The 478-nt window shown below is 65.7% G+C and carries 1 protein-coding gene; it reads left to right on the forward strand.

Annotation, left to right across the window (positions count from 1 at the left end):
- Positions 1 to 478 (forward strand): aconitase family protein (locus J7U37_RS24880; protein WP_247637493.1); only part of this gene is annotated, 478 nt, incomplete at both ends.

A 478-nucleotide genomic window follows, 5' to 3' on the forward strand; every position in this document is an offset into this window, starting at 1 on the left:
CATCGTGGGCGTGGAGCTGACCGGCCAGCGCCAACCCGGCATCACCGCCACCGACATCGTGCTGGCGCTGACCGAATTCCTGCGCAAGCAGAAGGTGGTGGGCGCCTACCTCGAGTTTTACGGCGAAGGCGCTTCCAAGCTGACGCTGGGCGACCGCGCCACCATTTCCAACATGGCCCCCGAGTACGGCGCCACCGCGGCAATGTTCTCGATTGACGACAACACGCTCGACTACCTGCGCCTCACGGGCCGCACCGACGAACAGGTCAAGCTGGTGGAGACGTATGCCAAGACCGCGGGCCTGTGGTCCGACACGCTCAAGAACGCCGAATACGAACGCGTGCTGCGCTTCGATCTGTCGAGCGTAGTGCGCAACATGGCCGGCCCGTCCAACCCGCACGCGCGTGTGGCAACGACCGACCTGGCCGCCAAGGGCATCGCCGGCAAGTGGGAAGAGACACCGGGCCTGATGCCCGAT

The organism is Methylobacterium sp. 37f, assembly GCF_023093475.1.
In the GTDB taxonomy this organism is placed as follows: Bacteria; Pseudomonadota; Alphaproteobacteria; order Rhizobiales; family Beijerinckiaceae; genus Methylobacterium.